Annotated in this window: 16 protein-coding genes; 10 read left to right on the top strand and 6 right to left on the bottom strand. The window is 68.0% G+C overall.

The annotated features are described in order from the left end of the window. Genes ACIG5A_RS43595 through ACIG5A_RS43585 form a run of 3 tightly spaced genes read left to right on the top strand, consistent with a single transcriptional unit; the run spans position 1 to position 1,957 of the window. Positions 1-1,356, top strand: coding sequence for a hypothetical protein (locus ACIG5A_RS43595; RefSeq protein ID WP_397251520.1), 1,356 nt, complete (start codon positions 1-3; stop codon positions 1,354-1,356). Next, on the top strand, positions 1,353-1,661 hold the full coding sequence (locus ACIG5A_RS43590; RefSeq protein ID WP_397251518.1) for a hypothetical protein: 309 nt from the start codon (positions 1,353-1,355) through the stop codon (positions 1,659-1,661). The genes ACIG5A_RS43595 and ACIG5A_RS43590 overlap by 4 nt, the downstream gene beginning before the upstream one ends. A gap of 11 nt (positions 1,662-1,672) precedes the next feature. Continuing rightward, complete coding sequence (locus ACIG5A_RS43585; RefSeq protein WP_397251516.1) at positions 1,673-1,957, top strand: hypothetical protein; 285 nt, start codon at positions 1,673-1,675, stop codon at positions 1,955-1,957. A gap of 75 nt (positions 1,958-2,032) precedes the next feature. Here the strand turns inward: ACIG5A_RS43585 and ACIG5A_RS43580 are convergent, their stop codons facing one another. After that, positions 2,033-3,202, bottom strand: coding sequence for a phosphotransferase family protein (locus ACIG5A_RS43580; protein WP_397251514.1), 1,170 nt, complete (start codon positions 3,200-3,202; stop codon positions 2,033-2,035). Positions 3,203-3,394: 192 nt separating this feature from the next. Between ACIG5A_RS43580 and ACIG5A_RS43575 the strand changes: the two genes are divergently transcribed. Beyond that, the gene (locus ACIG5A_RS43575; RefSeq protein WP_397251512.1) at positions 3,395-4,555 is read left to right on the top strand and encodes a hypothetical protein; all 1,161 of its coding nucleotides are present in this window, start codon (positions 3,395-3,397) and stop codon (positions 4,553-4,555) included. 239 nt (positions 4,556-4,794) lie between these two features. On the opposite strand, the gene ACIG5A_RS43570 is transcribed toward ACIG5A_RS43575, so the two are convergent. Both ACIG5A_RS43570 and aspS read right to left on the bottom strand, forming a co-directional pair. Then, the gene (locus ACIG5A_RS43570) at positions 4,795-5,763 is read right to left on the bottom strand and encodes a DUF389 domain-containing protein (protein WP_397251510.1); all 969 of its coding nucleotides are present in this window, start codon (positions 5,761-5,763) and stop codon (positions 4,795-4,797) included. A 259-nt stretch (positions 5,764-6,022) separates the two neighbouring features. Next, the gene (aspS, locus tag ACIG5A_RS43565; protein WP_397251579.1) at positions 6,023-7,822 is read right to left on the bottom strand and encodes an aspartate--tRNA ligase; all 1,800 of its coding nucleotides are present in this window, start codon (positions 7,820-7,822) and stop codon (positions 6,023-6,025) included. A 355-nt stretch (positions 7,823-8,177) separates the two neighbouring features. Between aspS and ACIG5A_RS43560 the strand changes: the two genes are divergently transcribed. After that, positions 8,178-9,104 (top strand): neutral zinc metallopeptidase, encoded by a 927-nt coding sequence (locus tag ACIG5A_RS43560; RefSeq protein WP_397251508.1) that lies wholly within the window; start codon positions 8,178-8,180, stop codon positions 9,102-9,104. Between the two features lie 105 nt (positions 9,105-9,209). Next, positions 9,210-9,731, top strand: coding sequence for a hypothetical protein (locus ACIG5A_RS43555; RefSeq protein ID WP_397251506.1), 522 nt, complete (start codon positions 9,210-9,212; stop codon positions 9,729-9,731). Positions 9,732-9,820: 89 nt separating this feature from the next. Here the strand turns inward: ACIG5A_RS43555 and ACIG5A_RS43550 are convergent, their stop codons facing one another. Together ACIG5A_RS43550 and ACIG5A_RS43545 are read right to left on the bottom strand one after the other, a co-directional pair. Then, the gene (locus tag ACIG5A_RS43550) at positions 9,821-11,503 is read right to left on the bottom strand and encodes a hypothetical protein (RefSeq protein WP_397251504.1); all 1,683 of its coding nucleotides are present in this window, start codon (positions 11,501-11,503) and stop codon (positions 9,821-9,823) included. Then, the gene (locus ACIG5A_RS43545) at positions 11,503-11,826 is read right to left on the bottom strand and encodes a type VII secretion target (RefSeq protein WP_397251502.1); all 324 of its coding nucleotides are present in this window, start codon (positions 11,824-11,826) and stop codon (positions 11,503-11,505) included. The genes ACIG5A_RS43550 and ACIG5A_RS43545 overlap by 1 nt, the downstream gene beginning before the upstream one ends. A gap of 199 nt (positions 11,827-12,025) precedes the next feature. On the opposite strand from ACIG5A_RS43545, the gene ACIG5A_RS43540 reads away from it, so the two are divergent. From ACIG5A_RS43540 to ACIG5A_RS43525, 4 genes are all read left to right on the top strand, one after another. Next, complete coding sequence (locus ACIG5A_RS43540) at positions 12,026-13,030, top strand: NAD-dependent epimerase/dehydratase family protein (protein ID WP_397251500.1); 1,005 nt, start codon at positions 12,026-12,028, stop codon at positions 13,028-13,030. A gap of 31 nt (positions 13,031-13,061) precedes the next feature. Next, entirely contained in the window at positions 13,062-14,078 is a 1,017-nt protein-coding gene (locus tag ACIG5A_RS43535; RefSeq protein ID WP_397251497.1) for an Rv2578c family radical SAM protein, read from the top strand. A gap of 111 nt (positions 14,079-14,189) precedes the next feature. Continuing rightward, on the top strand, positions 14,190-16,121 hold the full coding sequence (locus ACIG5A_RS43530; protein WP_397251495.1) for a 2-oxoacid:acceptor oxidoreductase subunit alpha: 1,932 nt from the start codon (positions 14,190-14,192) through the stop codon (positions 16,119-16,121). After that, positions 16,118-17,197, top strand: coding sequence for a 2-oxoacid:ferredoxin oxidoreductase subunit beta (locus tag ACIG5A_RS43525; protein WP_397251492.1), 1,080 nt, complete (start codon positions 16,118-16,120; stop codon positions 17,195-17,197). Before ACIG5A_RS43530 ends, ACIG5A_RS43525 begins: the two co-directional genes overlap by 4 nt. Positions 17,198-17,337: 140 nt before the next feature. Here ACIG5A_RS43525 and ACIG5A_RS43520 read toward each other — a convergent pair whose 3' ends face one another. Then, positions 17,338-17,499 carry a hypothetical protein gene (locus ACIG5A_RS43520; protein ID WP_397251490.1) on the bottom strand — a complete coding sequence of 54 codons (162 nt, stop codon included), beginning with the start codon at positions 17,497-17,499 and terminating at the stop codon, positions 17,338-17,340. Positions 17,500-17,695: the final 196 nt, after the last annotated feature.

Below are 17,695 nucleotides of genomic sequence, written 5' to 3'. Positions count from 1 at the left end.
GTGGCCACCCCGAACGACGTGCTCGCCTGGGACGTCTCCGGACTGCAGGCGGTCGCCGACCACGCCACCCAGATCGCCGAGGCGATCATCAAGGCGTCCAACACCATGTTCACCACCATCAACGACGACCTGATCTGGGAGGGCCAGGCCAGGGAGGCCGCGAGCGACCGGGCGACCAGGGAGCAGCGGCAGATGCGCGCGATCGCGACGGCCTACGACGACCTGAGCACCGCCTGCGCCGGCGCGGGCCGTGACATGGCCTACCCGCTCGACGAGATCAAATCCATCTTCCGCAATTACGTTGTCGCGCCGGTATCGGTCGCCGACGACTGGTCGGTCAGCGGCGTGGACGACTGGGAATCCGAAGCGGGCGTTCAGCTTTCGCGACTGTCCGGGCTGGCGACGGCCCTGCTCGACGCCGACGCGAAGTGGGGCGGGCAGATCGCGACGGCCAACGACGAACTGTCAACGATGGCACCGGAATCGGCGCTCACCGCGGCGAACAACGAGATCCAGCAGGACAGGTCGCGCGATCCGCGCGCCGATCCCGAGCGGCTGCGCACCTCGGCGGCCGCCTTCCAGCAGGTATTCGGCCGCCCGCCGAAGAGCGCCGCCGACTGGCAGACCGCCGAGGTCCTCAATCCGCACAGCTACGACCCCAAATACAAGGGGCAGGATCCCAGCATCGTGGTCGGGCGGATCAATCCCGTTCCCGGACAGGGGGTTGTCCGCGCGGGCTTCTACATTCCGGCCGCGCAGGTGACCAACGTGCCCGCCTACGACCTCGGCGACAACCGCAAGGAAGACCCGAACTTCGATCCGGAACACACCCGGGTCACCACGTATATCGACTACGAGAACGGCCTGATCGTCACGCGGCAGAACCCGTCGGTCACGGTGGACGGTGACGTGAAGGTCGATACGCCGAAGGTCGAGGCGCAGCAGTTGCCCAATGGATCGGTGCTGGTCAGATACGATGCCGTCAACCCGTTCGCGCCGCCGGGCGCCCACGTCACCGGGCATACCGTCAACGGCACCCTGGTCGTGGCGCCGACCAGCGGGAACCCGGGCACGCCGCGGGTCGTCGCGGGCGGTGAGATCGGCGACTATCCGTCGGTCGAGGTCTACCAGGACAACTCGGCAGGTAAGGCTCGACCCGTTCTGATCGACGCGGCGGATTCCGGTAGCCAGTGGGGCCCGCTGTTCAATCTCCCGTTCAGCCACGAAGTCGGAGGAGGAACCGCCATGTACGACCCGTTCCGGGCCGATTTCAACGACCCCGACTGGATGAAGAACAAACCGACCGAGCTGGGCGGCGTCGACAAACCGCCGTCGATCGTCGTGGTGCGCAAATGATTTCCGGCGAAGACGCCGCGGCGCGGCCGAAGTACGGTCCGCCGTTCTGGCGGGCCGCGACGCTGGCGGTGCCGATCGCGGCGGCCGTCTCGGTGCTGGTGTTCGCGCTGTTCGGTTCCGCGATAACCAATTCCGACGACGACGCCGATCCGGCGCCGCTGCTATTGCTCGGCATCGCCTTCCTCGTGCTGGTGGCGGCCGCCGCGCTGCTCGCGCGCAAGCCGATTCCGTGGCGGCGCGGCGCGGCCCTCGGAATCGCTACGGCCGCAGCACTTCTGGTCTACGTCTGGGCGGTACTCGGATGAGCGGCCCCGCCGTGAACAGATCGCCGGGCGCCTGGTTCGGCCCGGAGAGCTTCGCCGCCGTCGTGCTCGGCATGGTCTGCATCTCGCTGCCGTACGTCGGCTTGGCGCCGCGCGAAGCGGGGTGGCTGATCCTCGCCCCGCTCGGGCTCGGCGGCGCGGCACTCGCGGCAGGCATCGGCATGAACCAGACCGCGTTGCGTCGCATCGGTGCCGGCCTGCTCGCCGCGTTCGCCGGATTTCTGCTGATGCTGATCGGCTTCCTGATCGGCATCGGCATCGGGCACCTGTTCCAGTGATGCTCGCTCGCCAGCGCCGATCCCTCAACGCGCCGGCAATGCGGGACAAGCACTTCCGCTCGCGATCCGTGAAAGCTATTCGGACCAGCGCTCTTCCAGCATCGCCGACACCCGCTCGGCGAAATCGCCGATCGCGTCGTCGCCGGTGCAGCGCGCATCCTCGGCCAGGGCGGCCCAGCGATTGATGAGCGCCTCCGACCGCGGCACCGACAGCCCGTGTTCGCGGGCGGACGCGATGCGCGCGTGATCGGCGGGCAGGAACCAGAAGGTCGACAGCCACACCCAGATGAGGCGGGCCTCCAGGATCCGCTCGGCGAGCACGTCGTCATCGGCCAGGGCGGGCCACACCCCGACCACCTCGGAGCGCCACGCCTCCACCATCTGCCGCGCGCGTTCGCGGGACAGCTCGAAATCGCACAGGCAGCCGGGGAACGACACCAGCGCATAGGCGATATCGAGGGTGGCGTCGCGGAAACCGCCCCACTCGTAGTCGAGGAACCGCGCGCCCTCCTCGTTGAGGATGACATTGTCCGGGCACAGGTCAGACGGGCTGAACGCGCGCGACCGGCCCGCGGAGAACAGCCGGTTACCGCGCACGATGCGCTCGGCGATCTCACCGGGCACATCGATACCGAGCTCGCGCTCGAGCAGTCCGGGCACCTCGGCGATGGCCGACTCGGCCTGCTGCGCGATCCCGTCGACCCGGTGCACCACATCGACCCGGCGCAGCAGCGCGACGAAATCCGCCTCGCGGCCGACGGTGGCGGCGTGCATCCGGCCGAGCGCCTGCGCGAAGGCCATCAGCGCGTTGCGGGTGGCCGGTTCGGCGCCGGATTGCAGCACGGCGGTCATCTTGGTGTTCTCGCCGAGGTCGCTGAGGATCAGCAGACGGTCGGGCAGGCTGTGCGCGATGACGTACGCGCCGGGTCGCTGTTCGCGGCTCAGCGCGGTCGTGAACTGATACGACACCGCTTCGCGCAGGAATGCGGAATCGATGCTGGCGACGCCGGGCGCTAGCCCACCGGTGCGTCGGTCCGCCGCGGATCCGCGAACCTGTTTGATGATGAGGGTCCGTGGCAACGAGAAGGCGTTCTCGGCAACACGCACGCGTAGGACTGTCGTCCTACCACTGCCGCTGAGTTCGATCGGATCGCTCAGCTTTACCGGAGCACCCATTCGCTTTGTGAGCAACTGTTGCGCTGCGGACACGACTTCGGTGGCGCGTTCGGCCAATAGTGCGGTCATCGCCTCTCAAGGTACTCGTATCCGGTCACTTCTAGCGAGCGGTTGCACAACCTTTCCGCGTCGCTCGGCGTGTCTCGATGAAGGTTGCGGAACGGGCGCTGGTTTGCTTGACACCATCCTGCCCGTACGCTTTTCTCATCGTGAACTGCTGTGCGCCACACCGCAAACCAGCTGCGTCGAAAGGTCTACCCGATGGCCGACAAACCGACTCCCACACCGGACGAACCGGCCGGCGACGCACCCGGGCACGGGGGTGGGGAACGCGGTGCGGCGCAGCCGGGGCAACACCAGAGCCACGACCCGCACGCACCGGATGCCGGCCCCGGGCACGGGCGCCACGAGATGGCAGGTGCGGCCGGGTATCCGCAGTTCGAGGGGCCGGGCGCGCCGCAGTACGGCAACTTGCCGGTCGAACCGGCGCCGCCGATCGCCAACGCGCCCGGCGCGTCGCAGCAGCAGTCGCACAGTCCGGCGCCCGGCGGCGCGCCCTATTCCGGTGCCGTGCCGCCACACGGTGCGATGCCGCCGCCCGGCGCCACGCCACCGCAGGGCACCATGCCGCCACCGCCCGGCGCATACCCACCAGGCGGAACGACACAGCCGCCACCAGGCGCGATGGCGCCCCCACCAGGGGAAATGGCGCCGCCACCAGGCGCGATGCCACCGCCGGGCAGTCCGGCGGCACCGCCCTACGGCGGGCAGCAAACGTATGGCCAACCGATGGCATCGACCGGTCTCGACGTGGGCAACGCGCTGAGTTACGGCTTCGAGAAGTTCCGCGCCAACCCCGGCCCGTGGGTCGCGGTGACCGCACTCGGATTCGTCATCTATCTCGTCTATCTACTCGTCGTGCAGATCGTGAATCCGAACGACTCACTGTTCGCACTGCTGTTGATCTTCCTCGCCGTGCTGGTGGCCACCTGGCTGCTCCAGGGGGTGATGGTGCGCGGCGCGCTGTACGAAACCGATGGCAACAAACCAGCTTTCGGCTCGTTCTTCCGATTCGTCAACGCGGGCAACGTGTTGCTGACCGCACTGCTGGCGTTCATCCTCACCTCGCTCGGCTCCGCGCTCTGTCTCGTCGGCGCGCTCATCGTCGGCATGCTGCTGATGTTCGCGCTGCACTTCGTCGTCGATCAGGACGAGGGCCCGTTCATGGCGCTCAAATCCAGTGCGAGCCTGGTGATCGCGAACATCTGGCCGCTGCTGCTGCTCACCGCCGCCGTCATCGTGATCACCGTCGTCGGCACCCTGCTGTGCCTCGTCGGCCTGCTCGTCGCGGGCCCGGTCTCGGTCATCGCCGTCACCTACGCCTACCGCACCCTCACCGGCGGCGTGGTCGCGCCCATCTGATCCGCGCACGTATCGTCATGCCGCACAACGAACTTCACGCCGCACCGGTTCTCGTCGCCAAATACATGCGCGGCGTGACGTTCGGTGCGTGGCAGTCGTTTCCGTGCGCGGCAGTCCGATACCCGCGCGGCAGAATGCGGTGGCCCCGCGCACACCGGTTGTCACGCCGCGCACGTTTCGGGGACGAGAATGTGCGCGGCGTCGAGTTGGGTGCGCGGCGAGTGCATGAAGTGCGTGGGCTACTTGCCGACCGGTGAGCGTGTGGCGAGCCAGCGCTGGAAGCGGGCGATGGGGCCGAGGTCGCTGCCCGCGCCGGGGCGCAGTTCGAGGACGAGGACGCCCGCGACGACGATGCCGGCGAGGTTCACGGCGAGCTGACCCGCGGACATGAAGGCGACGTGCCATTCGCCGAGCGTCGCCGCGACGACCGCGAACCCCGCCGCGGGAACCGTTGTGACGGAGATGAATACGCCGATCAGCGCCGCCGACTTCGAGGTGACCACCGAGAGCATGCCCGCCGCTCCGGCGAGCAGCGCGACCACCAGGGAGAACGGCCCGACCTCATAGATGAAGTCGACGTTGCGGATGCTCTCGATACCCTCGATGGTGATCCAGCCGAACTGCTCCCACGCCAGCGTCGCCGCGAGGGTGATGAGCATCGCGACCGGAAACCCGACGGCCAGCGCGATGGCCGAGCGACGCGCGAGCCGAAAGTCCCTGCGCACCAAGCCGACCGCGAACGCGGCCAGCGGACCGAACTCCGGGCCGACCACCATCGCGCCGACGATGGTCACCGGGGAATCGGTGGCGACGCCGACCGCGGCGAGCAGGCACGCGATGGTGAGGAAGGCGAGAAAGGTCAGGTTGAGCGTCGACTCCTCGTGGGTCTGCGCGAGCAGTTCCTCCCACACCACCGCATCGGTCGGATCGCCGGGCGCCTCCTCGACGGCGCGCTCCCCCGCATCCGACAGCACGGTCTCCACCGGGTTGAGCGTGATCCCGCCGGTATGCGTGACGCCGAGCGCGGTGATATCGGCGAGCACATCGTTGGCCGCCTCCCGCGCCACATCCGCCTGAACGAGATCACCGGCCGGTTCGAGCGCCGCGCCGCGCACCAGCGTGACATGCGTGACGCCGGGATCGCCCGACAGCACCGCAAGCACCTTCTCGGTCGTCTCGGTCGGGCTGATCATGCGCAGATGCAGCACTGGATCCCCTTGTGGTCGGCGTCGATTGATCGACATCGGCAAAACTGACCAGAAAGTACCAACCCCCGCACCCGGCACCCGACCCCGACCGCGCGCGAACTACCGCCGCGAGCTCACAGGTCCGGTGAACAGGGTCGCCGGTGCGGTTCTTCGCGCACGGTGAGCTCGCGCCGCGCTGACCCACCTCACGGCAGGCAGATCGAAAGCGGCCCGCACCCGAACGATCGGATGCGGGCCGCTTCGATTCAGGCGCTGCCGGCTACTCGGCCGCCCCACCCTTGGGCTCGTCGCCCTTCTTCTTCTCCGGCTTGAAATCCAGGCCGGCTTCCTTGCGCTGCTGCGGGGTGATCGGCGCGGGCGCGTCGGTCAGCGGGTCGACGCCGCCGCCCGACTTCGGGAACGCGATGACCTCGCGGATGGAGTCGACACCGGCCAGCAGTGCGACGATGCGGTCCATGCCGAGCGCGAGCCCGCCCATCGGCGGTGCGCCGAAGGAGAACGCGTCGAGCAGGAAGCCGAACTTCTCCTGCGCCTCGTCGTGGTTGATGCCCATCACCTTGAACACCCGCTCCTGCACGTCACGGCGATGGATGCGGATGCTGCCGCCGCCGATCTCGTTGCCGTTGCAGACGATGTCGTAGGCGTAGGCCAGCGCGGAACCCGGGTCGGTGTCGAAGGTGTCCATCGAATCCGGCTTGGGCGAGGTGAAGGCGTGGTGCACCGCGGTCCAGGCCGAATGGCCAAGGGCCACATCGCCGCTCGCGGTGGCGTCGGCGGCTGGCTCGAACATGGGGGCGTCCACGATCCACACGAAAGCCCATTCGCTCTCGTCGATGAGGCCGCACTTGCGGGCGATCTCGCCGCGGGCCGCACCCAGAATCGCCCGGCCGGACTTCTCGTCACCTGCCGCGAAGAAGATGCAGTCGCCCGGTTCCGCGCCGACGAACTTGGCCAGGCCGTCGCGTTCGGCGTCGGTCAGGTTCTTGGCGACGGGACCGCCGAGCGTGCCGTCCTCCTGGACCAGGACGTAGGCCAGGCCCTTCGAACCGCGCTGCTTTGCCCACTCCTGCCACGCGTCGAGCTGACGCCGCGGCTGCGACGCACCACCGGGCATGACGACCGCGCCGACGTACGCCGACTGGAACACCCGGAACGGAGTGTCCTTGAAGTACTCGGCCATTTCGGTGATCTCGACCCCGAACCGCAGGTCCGGCTTGTCGGAGCCGAAGCGGCGCATGGCCTCGGTGTAGGTCATGTGCGGGATCGGCGTGGTGATGTCGTGGCCGATCAGCTTCCACAGGCCGACCAGGATGTCCTCGGTCAGGAGGATCACATCCTCCTGGGTCACGAAGCTCATCTCGAGGTCGAGCTGGGTGAACTCGGGCTGGCGGTCGGCGCGGAAGTCCTCGTCGCGGTAGCAGCGCGCGATCTGGTAGTAGCGCTCGATGCCGCCGACCATCAGCAGCTGCTTGAACAGCTGCGGCGACTGCGGCAGCGCGTAGAACGAGCCGGGCTGCAGGCGGGCAGGCACCAGGAAGTCGCGTGCGCCCTCCGGGGTTGCCCTGGTCATGGTCGGGGTCTCGACCTCGACGAAGGCGTGCTTACCGAGTACGTCGCGCACCGCGGCGTTGGCCTTGGACCGCAGCCGGATCGCGTGCGCGGGACCCTCGCGGCGCAGATCCAGGTAGCGGTACTTGAGCCGGACCTCTTCGCCGGGCTCGTCGTCGAGCTGGAACGGCAGCGGCGCGGATTCGTTGAGCACCTCGAGTTCGGTCACGTTGACCTCGATGGCGCCGGTCGGCAAGTTCGGGTTCTCGCTGCCCGCCGGGCGGTTCTCCACCACACCGGTGATCTTCACGCAGAATTCGTTGCGCAGCTTGTGTGCCTGCTCTGCCGGTTCTCCCTCACGGAAAACCGCCTGTGAGACACCCGAAGCATCGCGCAGATCGATGAAGATCACGCCACCGTGGTCACGACGTCGGGCCACCCAGCCGGTGAGGGTGACGGTCTGACCGGCATGCTCGCTTCGCAGCGAACCAGCCAAGTGGGTGCGCAGCACGGGATTCCTTTCGACGACTCCGGCACCTGCGGAGATGACCACGGTGCGTAGCCATCGTAGTTAGACACGTACACCGAGAGGAAACCGATATCCGCCCGCACATGCCAAGCTGTATTACGCCCGGTCACCACACCGTTGTTTCCGGGCACTGAAACCGGTCATAACCACCACGTACTCATCCACAGCGACCCTTCGAGCTCTATTCGCCGAGCCCCGCGGCTAGGCACCGACCATGCCCACCGGACCCGGCCCCGCACGGAGCGAGTCTTACGAGCGACGTTCGCGGCCCGTCTCGCGTCCGAGTGGCCGAAGCGCATGCGCCGAAGGCGCTGCCATCAATCACAGAAAGTACAGAATGACCTTCAACGAGGGCATGCAGATCGATCCCGATCGGGTTTCCTCCGGCGGCGGTCCGGGGATGGGCGGCAAGATCGCACTGGGTGGTGGCGCGGGCGGGCTTGTCCTATTGGTGTTGACGCTGCTGCTCGGCGGGGATCCGGGGTCGATTCTCGGGCAGTTCACCGGCGCGCAGAGCACCCAGCAGAGCCAGCCGGGTACGGCGGGCACGCCGTCGCATTGCAAGACGGGCGCGGATGCGAACAAGTACGTGGACTGCCGGGTGGTGCTGACGGCGCAGAGCCTCGACGCGGTGTGGTCGACGGAACTGCCGCAGCAGACCGGTAAGCGCTACGTGAAGCCGAAGGTGGTGCTGTTCTCCGGCGCGGTGTCGACCGCGTGCGGTCAGGCGTCGAGCGCGGTCGGCCCGTTCTACTGCCCGGCCGACCGGACCGCCTACTTCGATACGTCCTTCTTCCAGGAGCTGGTCGACCGCTTCGGTTCCAGCGGCGGCCCGCTCGCGCAGGAGTATGTGGTCGCGCACGAGATCGGCCATCACATCCAGAACCAGCTCGGCGATATCGGCCGGGCGCAACGGGATCCGCGCGGCCCGGAGTCGGGCGCGGTACGCACCGAACTGCAGGCCGACTGCTACGCCGGGCTGTGGGCGCACTACGCGGACAAGCTGCCCGCGCCGGGTGGCGGTCAGCCGTTCTTGAAGCCGTTGTCGGACAACGACATCAAGGACGCGCTGTCGGCGGCCTCGGCGGTCGGCGACGACCGGATCCAGAAGAAGTCGCAGGGCAGGGTGAACCCGGACGCGTGGACGCACGGTTCGTCGGATCAGCGGCAGAAGTGGTTCCTGGTGGGGTACCGGACGGGGCAGGTCGGTGCGTGCGATACGTATTCGGCGCCGAACTTGGACAACCCACCCGCGTTGCGCTGACGTCACCGATGATCGACACCACAGCGCGCCCAGCCACGAATCGTGCGGGCGCGCTGCGATGATCGACGACGGATAGCTTGTAGCACTGAGGAATACGGGGAATTGATGCGCAGTACAACCGCGACCTTGCTTGTTCTCGGAACGGTCCTCGCGGGCCCGTGGGGCACCGCGGCGGCGCAACCGCCGGCCGCTCCCCCACCGCCACCACCCGCCACGGCGCTGCTCACCCTCACCACCATGCCCAACGGCTGGCAGAGCCGCACCGATCTACGGGCACAGCTGGAGGTGTTCGCGGACGGCCGCGCCGTGAAGGTGCCCGATGCCACCGCGCCGACGCGCGACCCGAATACCCCGCCGCAGCGGATCGGCGGGCACATCCCCACCGACGTGCTCGCGGCCTCGGTGGCGGAGACGAAATCGCTTGCGGCGGTTGATCTCGGCACGCCTGGCGCTACCGACCAGGGCAGCCAGATCATCGATCTGCTCCCGCAGCAGCCGGATCAGGACGTGCACGTGGTGATGTACGCGCCCGATGCCACCGAGGGCCTCAGCGCCGAACAGCAGGCCGCCCGTAAGCGTTTCGCGGATCTGTTCCGCAAGCTCCTCGACTCGTTCGTCAAGGACTGAAATCGACAAGGACTGAAATCGACGACGGCCCTCCTGCCAGGAGGGGTTCGGCAGGAGGACCGTCTTCGATCTAGTTCTGTTGCGGCGGGCTAGAACTGGTCCTGTTCGTAGTCGGAGCCGACCACCTCGTCCGGATGCGTCGCGCCGATCACGTCCGGTGTGGACTCGCCGAGCGGCCCGGTGAGATCGGAGTTGCCCGATGGGCTCTGGTACGGCTGCACGTGGCGCGAGTGTTCCTCGTCGCCGCCGCGCTGCCCGGCCGCACCGGGGGCGCCCATGAATCCGCTGCCCGTTCCGGTAGCGCCGGTGCCGGGCACACCGCCGCGCAGCGCGGCGGCCTCCGGCACGCCGGGCCGCATCGGCACACCGGGGATGGTGGACCCGGGCAGCCCCGACGGCTTCGGCGAGCCAGGCGAGCCGGGGGCGCCGAGCCTGCCGGGCGTACCCGACCTGCTGCCGAGCAGGCTGGAGGACGGCGACCCCGGCGAGGTGCCCGGCGAATGCGGCGTGGTCACCGACGCGGGCGTGGTGGTGTTCGGTGTGGTGGTCTTGGTCTGATCGCCGAGTCCCGCTGCCTTGGTGGCGTTCTCGGTCGCGCTCTGCGCGGTTTCCTTGGCCTGGCTCAGAATCGGCTCGGCGATGTTCTGCGCCACCGCCTGCGCCACTTCCTGCGGCGCGGGCAGCCCGGAGCGCCCGACCAGCTGCTGCACCACGCCGTTCAATTCGGCGGTGTGCCCGGCCAATTCGCCGCGGGTGGCGTTCACGACGCCGACCGCCTGCCCGACGTGCTCCGTGGCGGTCGCGATCAGCGCTGTCTGCGCGGGCGGAGTCAGGATGACCGGCGCGAGCGCGGCGGCCTGGGTGGCGAACGACGTGGCGATGGTGGCCAGCTCCGCGTTGCCCTTCTGCACCACCGCGGCGGCCTTCGTGGTCAGCTCGGAGATATCGAAGCCACGCTGGCTGGTCTCCTGCCCCTCGGCGGTCGCCTTCTGCGCGGAAGCCTGCGCGGTGCGCGCGGCCTGGCCCTGCCACAGCTGGTCGACGGTCTTGATGCTGCCCTTGCCGACCTGCATGGCGAGTTCGATGATCTTCGACGACTGGGCGAGCAGCTTGGTCGGATCGAGCGCGCCGATCACGCCGGTGCCGAAGCTGCTCAGCATGTCGAGGATCGGCTTGAACAGCAGGTCGATGCCGGGCAGCGCGGGCAGCTGCAAACCCTGCAGCAGCGCGGCGACCGGATCGGCGGGCATCGCGGCGTTCGGCACGCCCGCGGTCGGCGCGGCGCCCGGTGCCGTCGCGGTGGGCACCGATGCGGCAGGCGCACCGCCGCGCAGACCGTTCAGTGCGCCCTGCGCGCCGGTGAGCACGTTCTGCGCGGCGTCGAACGCGGGCGCGGCGGCGTGGTGGATCGCGGTGTCGGCGCCGCTGAGCACGGAGCTCACATCGGACTGGAGGCCCGACAGGATGTGCGAGGCGTCGGGCGCCTGATTTCCGGCCAGGCCGGGCATACCCGCGGGGAAGGTGCCGAGCGCGGGTGCGTCCTCGGTGATCTTGCGCGACAGCACGAAAGCGGGCGGTTCGATCGGCGGCAGGTCGGCGGGCAGCTGCGGCAGGGGTAGGTCCAGAATCGCCTGGGCGGGCGAGTTCTGTAGCGCGTCGAGCACGGTCGCGGGCTGCACGTGGTTCATCGACCCCGCCTGCATCGACGCGGCGACCTCTTCGACGGGCGGTGCGATGACGCCGGTGGGATGACCCTGATCGATGTACCGCATCAGGCCCCCATTCCCTTGGCTGCCGCGGTGACCGCGGCAGCACTGCTCACGTCGGTGAGGTCGTAGAGGTTGGCCGAGCTGAACGCGGCCGCCGAGAGCTTGCCGAACTTCGCCGACAGATCGTTGATGTCCTTGGCCTGCAACACCTGCGCGGCCGCGAACATGGCCAGATAGTCCGCCCCGATCAAACCGAACACCGGCGTGAGCGCCGCGACGTTCTTCACCACGTCGAAGTTCGCCGCCCCCGAAATATCGCCCGCGATGCCCGCGTTCGTCGCCGCGAACGCCCGGACACCGTCGGTTTCCACCGAGAGATCACTCATCGTGTCGCCCCCCAATCGTCGTGAACATCAGTGCCGTCATCATCTCGAATGTCGCTGCCCGATGGGCCACTGCCGCTACGTTGGGTCAATATAGCCCACGCTCCGGACATCTTTCGAGCCCTGCGAAACCTATACGCCACCCCAGCGAAGGAAACTGAAACGTGTTGCAAATTAGAACAAGTTCTATATTCTCGTTGCCATGAAGGTCGCAGTGACCGGCGCAGCCGGCTACCTTGGCACGAATCTGCTCCGCCTGCTGGTCGAGCGCGGCCACGAGGTCACCGCCATCGATCGGGTGACGCCCGAGCGGACCGAGGATCCCGGCATCACCTGGGTGAGCGGCGATGTGCTCGACCCGGAATCGATGCGCACCGTGCTCGCGGGCGCCGAGGTGGTCTATCACCTGGTCGCGGTCATCACGCTGGCCGAGAAGAACGATCTGGCCTGGAAAGTGAACACCGAGGGCGTCCGGGTGGTCGCCGAGGCCGCACATGCCGCCGGGGTGCGCCGGATGGTGCACGCCAGTTCCATCCACGCCTTCAACCAGTACAGCTGTGGCGGCCGCATCGACGAGGCGGCGCCCCGCTCGACCGACCCGGACCTGCCCGTCTACGACCGCTCCAAGTGGGCGGGCGAGGTGGAACTGCGCAAGGTGATCGATCAGGGCCTGGACGCCGTGCTCTGCAACCCCACCGGCGTGTTCGGCCCCCTGGACTTCTGCAAGCCGCTCTCGCGGATCAACCGGACGCTCAGGGATGCCGCGCAGGGCCGGGTACCGGCGATGATCGGCGGCGGCTTCGATCTGGTCGACGTCCGCGATGTGGCCGAGGGCCTGATCCTGGCCGGCGAACGCGGCCGCACCGGCGAGAACTATCTGCTCGGCGGCGAGATGATCTCGATGCTCGACCTGTGCCGCATCGCGGCCGCGCACGGCGGCAAGAAGGGACCCAAGTTCACCATCTCCCCCAAGCTGGTCTCCGGCCTGATCCCGGTGCTCGAGCCGATCGGCAAGCTGCTCGGCACCGACATCCTGTCCAAAGCCGCTCTCGGCGCGCTGGTTTCGGCACCGGTGGTCGATCACGGCAAGGCCGAACGCGAACTCGGCTACGCGCCGCGCCCCACCGACGAGACGGTGCGTGATCTGGTCGCCTTCTTCGCCGATCCGGACTGCCTGACCCGGCCCGACACCCGCCGGATCGCTTGACACGTTCTAGAACACATGTTCGACTGGAGGGGTGCGCTGGCAAAACCAAACCTTGGACGCCGACGACGGCGCCCTACCCGGCCTCCACCGGGCCGGTTTCGTGCGCACCGTGCAGACTCCCGAATTCGAGGGCATCACCTTCCACGAGGTGCTGTGCAAGAGCGCCTTGAACAAGGTGCCCGCCGGCGCGGCCGTTCCGGCCCAGTGGACGATCAATCCGATGCGTGGCTGCTCGCACGCCTGCCGCTACTGCTTCGCCAGGCCCACCCACGAGTATCTCGATCTGGACGCGGGCCGCGATTTCGATTCGCAGATCGTGGTGAAGACCAATATCGCCGCGGTGCTGCGCAAAGAGCTGCATCGCAAGTCCTGGCACCGGGAACGGGTCGCGCTCGGCACCAACACCGATCCGTATCAGCGCGCCGAGGGCCGATACCGATTGATGCCCGGCATCATTCGCGAACTCACCGATTCCGGCACGCCGTTCTCCATTCTCACCAAGGGGACGCTGCTACGCCGCGACCTACCGCTGCTCACCCTCGCCGCGCGCGAGGTAAAAGTAGACCTGGCGGTTTCCATCGCCATTCTGGATATGGACCTGCATCGCGGCCTGGAATCCGGTACGCCCGCCCCAAAAGCCCGCTTGGAACTCGTCCGCGCGCTGACCGACGCGGGCTTCAGCGTGAATGTTCTGGTGGCGCCCGTCATTCCCTATCTCACCGACGGCAAGGCCCATCTCGACGAACTGTTCGGCGCGCTCGCCGCGGCCGGAACAAACTCTGTGGTCGCTTTTCCCATGCACCTGCGCGGCAGCACCCGCGGCTGGTTCCTGACCTGGCTGGCCGAACACCACCCCGCGCTGGTGCGCCGCTATCGACAGCTGTACGGGCGCGGCGCATATGTGACACCCGAATACGCGACCTGGCTACGCGAGCGCATCGAACCATTGCTAGAAAGACACGGGCTGCGACGCGACCACCCGGCCGAACCCGAGCCGCTACCGGAGCGTCCACCCGTCGACGATCCACAGCTTGCCCTGTTCGCCTGAAACAGTCCGACCTGATTCTCGCCCGACCGCCCGCTTCGGGAGCAATTTCCCGGCACCGGAGGGTAGTTTGGCCAATGGCACCTCACATCGACGAGGAAGTGAAGCAGGCACATGGTTTCGCACCAAAATGATGTCGGCACAGCGAAATTGGAAAAGGTTGTAATTCGGTTCGCCGGAGACTCCGGCGACGGAATGCAGCTGACCGGCGACCGCTTCACGCACGAGGCGGCCGCCTTCGGCAACGACCTCGCCACCCAACCGAATTTCCCCGCCGAGATCCGGGCGCCACAGGGCACGCTGCCCGGCGTCTCGTCGTTCCAGATCCAGATCGCGGACTACGACATCCTCACCGCGGGCGACCAGCCCGATGTGCTGGTGGCGATGAATCCGGCCGCGCTCAAGGCGAATCTGGAGGAGTTGCCGCGTGGCGCCACCGTCATCGTGAACACCGACGAGTTCAGCAAGCGCAACCTGTCGAAGGTCGGCTACGCCGCCGATCCGCTGGAAGACGACACGCTGTCCGACTTCGTGGTGCACCGGGTGCCGATGACCACGCTGACGCTCACCGCCACCGAATCGACCGGTGTCGGCAAGAAGGACGGCCAGCGCGCGAAGAACATGTTCGCCCTCGGCCTGCTGTCCTGGATGTACGGCCGCCCGATCGGCGGCACCGAGCAGTTCCTGCGGGAGAAGTTCGCCGCCAAACCCGACATCCTGCAGGCGAACATCCTGGCGTTCCGCGCGGGCTGGAACTACGGCGAGACCACCGAGAGTTTCGCGACCACCTACGAAATCGCGCCCGCCAAGCTGCCATCGGGCACCTATCGGCAGATCACCGGCAACACCGCGCTCGCCTACGGCCTGGTCGCCGCCGGGCAGCTGTCCGGGCTGCCGGTATTCCTCGGCACCTACCCGATCACGCCGGCCTCGGACATCCTGCACGAGCTCAGCAAGCACAAGAACTTCGGCGTCACCACCTTCCAGGCCGAGGACGAGATCGCGGGCATCGGCGCGGCACTCGGCGCGGCACTCGGCGGTTCGCTCGGCGTCACCAGCACCTCGGGCCCCGGGCTCGCGCTCAAGAGCGAGACCATCGGGCTCGCGGTGATGACGGAGCTGCCGCTGGTGATCGTCGACGTGCAGCGCGGCGGTCCGTCGACCGGCCTGCCGACCAAGACCGAACAGGCCGATCTGCTGCAGGCGCTCTACGGCCGCAACGGCGAATCGCCGGTGGCGGTGCTCGCGCCGCGCTCCCCCGCCGACTGCTTCGCCACCGCGGTGGAGGCGGCGCGCATCGCGCTCACCTACCGCACGCCGGTGCTGCTGCTCTCCGACGGCGCCATCGCGAACGGCTCGGAGCCGTGGTCGATTCCGCGCGTCTCGGAGCTGGCGCCGATCGATCCCGGCTTCGAACCCGACGCCGAGGAGGGCAGCGCGTTCCAGCCGTACGCGCGCGATCCCGAGACGCTGGCCAGGCCGCTCGCGGTGCCCGGCACCAAGGGCCGCGCGCATCGCATCGGCGGGCTGGAGAAGGCCGACGGCAGCGGCAACATCTCCTACGAGCCGGTCAACCACGAGCTGATGGTCCGGTTGCGCCAGGCCAAGATCGACGCGATCGCGGTGCCCGAGGTCGAGGTGGACGATCCGGACGGCAGGGCGGAACTGCTACTGGTCGGCTGGGGCAGTTCGTTCGGGCCGATCGGCGAGGCCTGCCGCCGGGCGCGCAGGCGCGGGGTACCGGTCGCGCAGGTGCACCTGCGGCATCTGAACCCGTTGCCGCCCAATCTCGGCGCCGTGCTGCGCCGCTATCGGACGGTGGTCGCCCCGGAGATGAACGGCGGCCAGCTCGCCATGCTGCTGCGCGCGAAGTACCTGGTGGATGTGCAGCCGTGGACCAAGATCGCGGGCCTTGCCTTCTCCGCACAGGAACTCGTCGGGGTGATCGACGCGGCACTCGACGGCTCCATCGAGGAGATGGAAAACGACAAGGCCTTCGCCGCCCGGGCACGGGCCACCTATCGCCAGTCAGGGGGCAACCGATGACCATTACCGAAACCTCGCTCATCGGCACCGATTTGGGGCTCACCGGCCTGTCCGGCGTGCCCGCCGCGGACGGGCCGCAGAAGGTCAAGGACTTCACCACCGATCAGGAGGTGCGGTGGTGCCCCGGCTGCGGCGACTACGTCATCCTGGCGACAGTACGCAGCTACCTCGCCGATCTCGGATTGCGCAGGGAAAACCTGATGTTCGTGTCCGGGATCGGCTGCTCCAGCCGCTTCCCGTACTACCTCGAGGCCTACGGCATCCACTCGATCCACGGCCGCGCGCCCGCCATCGCGACCGGGCTCGCGGTGAGCAGGCCCGATCTCTCGGTCTGGGTGGTGACCGGTGACGGCGACGCGCTCTCGATCGGCGGCAACCATCTCATCCACGCGCTGCGCCGCAATGTGAACATGACGATCCTGCTCTTCAACAACCGGATCTACGGCCTGACCAAGGGCCAGTACTCACCGACCTCCGAACAGGGCAAGATCACCAAGTCGACGCCGATGGGATCGGTGGACCATCCGTTCAACACGCTGTCGCTCGCGCTGGGCGCCGAGGCGAGTTTCGCCGCGCGCGCACTGGATTCGGACCGCCCCGGCCTCACCGAGGTGCTGCGGGCGGCCGCCGAACATCGCGGTACCTCCTTCGTGGAGATCCTGCAGGACTGCCCGATCTTCAACGACGGCTCCTTCGATGTGCTGCGCCGCGGCGATGCCGAATCCCGGTTGATCCCGCTGCACCACGGCGCACCGATCCGATTCGGCGCCGACGGTGAATTCGCGGTGGTGCGCAAGGGTTTCGGGCTCACCGTGGCCCGCACGGATGCGGTGGCCGAGGCCGATATCGTCGTCCACGACGCGTACTCCGACGATCCGGAGTACGCCTACGCGCTGTCCCGGCTGTCCGACCAGGACCTCGGCCATGTGGTGACCGGCATCTTCCGCAGCGTTTCCCGCCCCACCTACGACGACGCGGTGCGCGCCCAGGCCGAGACAGCGCGGGAACGTAAACCGGTCACCCCCGATTCCTTGCAGAACCTGCTCAACGGCCCGGAAACCTGGACCGTCAGTTGATCTTTCGCGGTGCGACCCGGCCCGGTCGCACCGCGAACCAACTACTACACATCGCCCCACATCATCATTCGCCTCCCTCCGAAAACCTCTCGCCCGCACCGTGACTCACGGTCACGCGGGGCACGGTCACGCCCAGCGGGTCAGTAGCCACCGCGACGGGGCGCCGCGATCGGCCGCTTCGGCGCGTTGACCCGTCCCGTCGGTTGCACGGTCCGCACCGGGCGACCCCGGCGTGCCGCACGGCTGGCCTGCTCGGTGCCGGTGATCGCGGCAGGAAGCTTGATCTGAAGCTGGTCTCGCATGCTGTTCTCCTCTGCGACTCACTGCATATCCTTCGAACCACTACGATCGAAGTGATTGAAATGTAGTACTCCACTCGTAGTGGTGTCAACCTCGCACGCGCTACCGCACGTCAGGCACGTGATTCAGATCTGCTCACCTACGCCGCGGGCACGTCGATGACGACTTCGGCGGGCGGCGGAGGTGGGCATACCGGAT

Origin of the sequence: Nocardia sp. NPDC052566 (assembly GCF_044547285.1) — a bacterium.
Classification (GTDB): domain Bacteria; phylum Actinomycetota; class Actinomycetes; order Mycobacteriales; family Mycobacteriaceae; genus Nocardia.
The sequence above is the reverse complement of the archived record's forward strand: the minus strand, read 5'-3'. Positions and strand labels throughout refer to the sequence as shown.

Coding starts and splice junctions, on each gene's coding strand:
- ACIG5A_RS43590 (WP_397251518.1), top strand. CDS start 1,353: ATGATTTCCGGCGAAGACGCCGCGGCGCGGCCGAAGTACGGTCCGCCG.
- ACIG5A_RS43580 (WP_397251514.1), bottom strand. CDS start 3,202: ATGACCGCACTATTGGCCGAACGCGCCACCGAAGTCGTGTCCGCAGCG.
- ACIG5A_RS43575 (WP_397251512.1), top strand. CDS start 3,395: ATGGCCGACAAACCGACTCCCACACCGGACGAACCGGCCGGCGACGCA.
- ACIG5A_RS43560 (WP_397251508.1), top strand. CDS start 8,178: ATGACCTTCAACGAGGGCATGCAGATCGATCCCGATCGGGTTTCCTCC.
- ACIG5A_RS43555 (WP_397251506.1), top strand. CDS start 9,210: ATGCGCAGTACAACCGCGACCTTGCTTGTTCTCGGAACGGTCCTCGCG.
- ACIG5A_RS43550 (WP_397251504.1), bottom strand. CDS start 11,503: ATGCGGTACATCGATCAGGGTCATCCCACCGGCGTCATCGCACCGCCC.
- ACIG5A_RS43545 (WP_397251502.1), bottom strand. CDS start 11,826: ATGAGTGATCTCTCGGTGGAAACCGACGGTGTCCGGGCGTTCGCGGCG.
- ACIG5A_RS43540 (WP_397251500.1), top strand. CDS start 12,026: ATGAAGGTCGCAGTGACCGGCGCAGCCGGCTACCTTGGCACGAATCTG.
- ACIG5A_RS43530 (WP_397251495.1), top strand. CDS start 14,190: ATGGTTTCGCACCAAAATGATGTCGGCACAGCGAAATTGGAAAAGGTT.
- ACIG5A_RS43525 (WP_397251492.1), top strand. CDS start 16,118: ATGACCATTACCGAAACCTCGCTCATCGGCACCGATTTGGGGCTCACC.
- ACIG5A_RS43520 (WP_397251490.1), bottom strand. CDS start 17,499: ATGCGAGACCAGCTTCAGATCAAGCTTCCTGCCGCGATCACCGGCACC.